The sequence below is a fragment of the Roseisalinus antarcticus genome (assembly GCF_900172355.1).
Taxonomy (GTDB): Bacteria; Pseudomonadota; Alphaproteobacteria; order Rhodobacterales; family Rhodobacteraceae; genus Oceanicola; species Oceanicola antarcticus_A.
This window is the reverse complement of record NZ_FWFZ01000096.1, coordinates 1-2769: the sequence shown is the minus strand read 5'-3', so window position 1 is coordinate 2769 and position 2769 is coordinate 1. Positions and strand designations below refer to the sequence as shown.

The window sequence follows — 2769 nt, the reverse complement described above, 5'->3', positions numbered from 1 at the left end:
CTCCACAACCAACATCCCACACTGTGCTCCCCGATAGCCTCGGGGGCATTATCCAAATCAGTGCAAGGGGGTCACTTTTGGACGCCGATCACCCCGCTACGGGGTCAAAATTGCATGCTTGTTCACAGATTGAGGGTCGATCACGCGCGGTCATCGCGCTTCAACACGGCCTCGAAGGCCGACAGCGTCACCTGGGACACGTGATGTTCGATCCCTTCCGCGTCGAGTTCGGCGATCTCGTCGGGCACCCCCATCCTGATCAGGAAGGCGACCACGGTGCGGTGGCGGGCGCGGACACGGTCCGCCAACCGTGCGCCGGCGTCGGTCAGAAATACCCCGCGATAGGGCCGCGACGTGGCAAGTCCTTCACGTTTGAGCCGGGCAATCGACTTGGTCGCCGTCGGTTGCGAGACGTTCATGCGCACCGCGATATCGGCGACGCGCGCCTCGCCAAGTTCGGCGGCCAGGTCGCCGATCATCTCGACGTAGTCCTCAAGCAGCGCCGCCGCCTGCGCCTCACGGGCGCGGGAAAAGCGGTTCGCGGGTCGATTCTTGTCGAGGAATGTGTCGGGCATGGGCGCGGATCCTTGTTGCCGAACCCCGCCTATAGCATCGGCTAAGGATTATTGCATCTTATTGCGCGAAGTCAGCCAAGCCGTGTTGGAATTGCCATCTGTCGACGTTATAGCAACGGCTATAAAGACTGGCGTCGTCGTGGCGATCCAAGGGCACAGGGGCCTCAGCATGCCGAACCTCACAACGCGTGCACAATCCGGCATTTCGGCCGTGCTCAGCGGCGAGGGCCGTGGCTGGCGCAGTCGGTTGCTGTTCGCCGGGCCGGCGATCATCGCCTCGGTGGCCTACATGGACCCGGGCAATTACGCGACGAACATCCAGGCGGGGGCGGGCTATGGCTACCGGCTGCTCTGGGTTGTGGTGCTGGCCAACCTGATCGCGATGCTGTTTCAGGCGCTCTCCGCGCGGCTTGGCATCGTGACGGGCAGAAACCTTGCCGAGGTGTCGCGCGATCATCTGCCGATGCCCCTGGTCTGGGTGATGTGGGCGATATCCGAAGTGGCGGCGATGGCCACCGACCTTGCCGAGTTCCTGGGCGGGGCCATCGGCCTTGCCTTGCTGTTCGGTCTGCCCCTGGTTGTCGGCATGGCGATCACCGCCGTCATCACCTACGGCATCCTGATCTTCGAGGGGCGCGGGTTCCGCCCGATGGAGCTGATCATAGGTGCGATGGTGGGCGTGATCGGGCTGTGCTACCTCGCCCAGCTTCTGATCGCACCGGTCGACTGGGCCGCGGCCGGTATCGGCATGTTGACGCCCGCGCTGCCCGACAGCGGGGCGCTGACCATCGCCGTCGGCATCATCGGGGCCACGGTCATGCCGCACGCGATCTACCTGCATTCCGGCCTGACGCAATCGCGTGCGGTGGTGCGCAATGACGCCGACCGCCGCACGCTGCTGCGCTTTTCGAACACCGAGGTCGTGCTGGCGCTGGCCGTGGCGGGCATGGTCAACCTGGCGATGGTGATGATGGCGGCCAGCGCCTTTCACCAGGGCCATTCCAATGTGGCCGAGATAGAGACGGCCTATCATACCCTGACGCCCCTCCTTGGCGCAGCCGCGGCAGGGATCTTTCTGACGTCGCTGATCGCTTCCGGGGTCTCAAGCTCCGTGGTCGGGACCATGGCCGGGCAGATGATCATGCAGGGGTTCCTGCATGTCCATGTGCCGATCTGGCTGCGCCGGCTCGTGACGATGGTGCCGGCTTTCGCGGTGGTCGCCGCGGGTGTGAACCCGACCGATGCCCTTGTGATGTCGCAAGTGGTGCTGTCCATCGCGCTGCCGGTGCCGATGCTTGCGTTGCTCTACTTTTCCTCCCGGCGCGACGTGATGGGCGATTTCCGGATCGGGGTGGGTTTGCGCGTGCTGGCGATACTGGGTGGCTGCGTCGTGTTGGGCCTGAACGTCGTGCTGCTGGCAGATTTCTTCGGGATGTCGACGCGCTTCATCGAGTGAAAGCGCATCGTGGTGCGCATCCATCCGCGCTTGTGCCGGTCATCGGCCGCTCCACGCAGCATTTTGTGGGCGATCTGCTGAGGTATCCAGAGGCGCCGGCGCTTCTGCCGATCACCGTCAGCCAGATGCCGTTGGCGTCGCAAGGAGGGGGAGGGCAGGGGGCCACCACGATGTCGGATGGTCAGGTCAGGACGCGACCTTTCACGTCGTGGCTGCTCCTCGATGACCGGCCGTGTCCTGCCAAAGGTCGCGCTATCGTTCGGCAGAGACATGCCGTGACGCCCGGCCGGCCTATCGCGCAGAAGTGGCGGAGGGGTCTCGGAGCCCGGTAGTGCGTCACCGAGGGCTCCGTTCCGGCCAGCGCTCTCCGGTTACCGGGCCTGACCCAACCTGCGGGATGTTCCCTGAAAACCGATGCCGGGTTCCCGCTTCCTGCGACGTCGTCATGCCGATGCTGAATTGTCCGATCTGCTTAGTGGACGGAGCCGTCGCCGTCACGACTGCAGTCGCCGCGCCCGCCGCTATACGAACCGAAAATCATCCTCCACATCCGCCGGCGCGATGCCCTGCAGGAAGATGATATGCCCGTCGATCACCGCCTCCGTCCCGCCGCCCTTCGCCGTCAGCGAGATGTCGCGCGGGGACATGTCCAGCAGCACCTCGTCGACGTTGACCTGGAACCCGGTGATCACGTCCCGCTCGCCGCGGCTCAGCGCCGTGAACAGGAAATCATCCGCC

3 protein-coding genes are annotated in these 2769 nt (G+C 64.8%); 1 reads left to right on the top strand and 2 read right to left on the bottom strand.

Going from position 1 to position 2769, the window contains the following annotated elements; genetic code table 11:
* Positions 1–140: 140 nt before the first annotated feature.
* Entirely contained in the window at positions 141–575 is a 435-nt protein-coding gene (gene mntR, locus ROA7023_RS23250; protein WP_085881321.1) for a manganese-binding transcriptional regulator MntR, read from the bottom strand.
* A 169-nt stretch (positions 576–744) separates the two neighbouring features.
* Here mntR and ROA7023_RS23245 point away from each other — a divergent pair, with 169 nt between their 5' ends.
* Positions 745–2031, top strand: coding sequence for an Nramp family divalent metal transporter (locus ROA7023_RS23245; RefSeq protein WP_085881320.1), 1287 nt, complete (start codon positions 745–747; stop codon positions 2029–2031).
* A gap of 521 nt (positions 2032–2552) precedes the next feature.
* Here ROA7023_RS23245 and ROA7023_RS24640 read toward each other — a convergent pair.
* Positions 2553–2769, bottom strand: a 217-nt coding sequence (locus ROA7023_RS24640) for a hypothetical protein (protein ID WP_159458652.1), incomplete at its 5' end; no start/stop codon positions are given.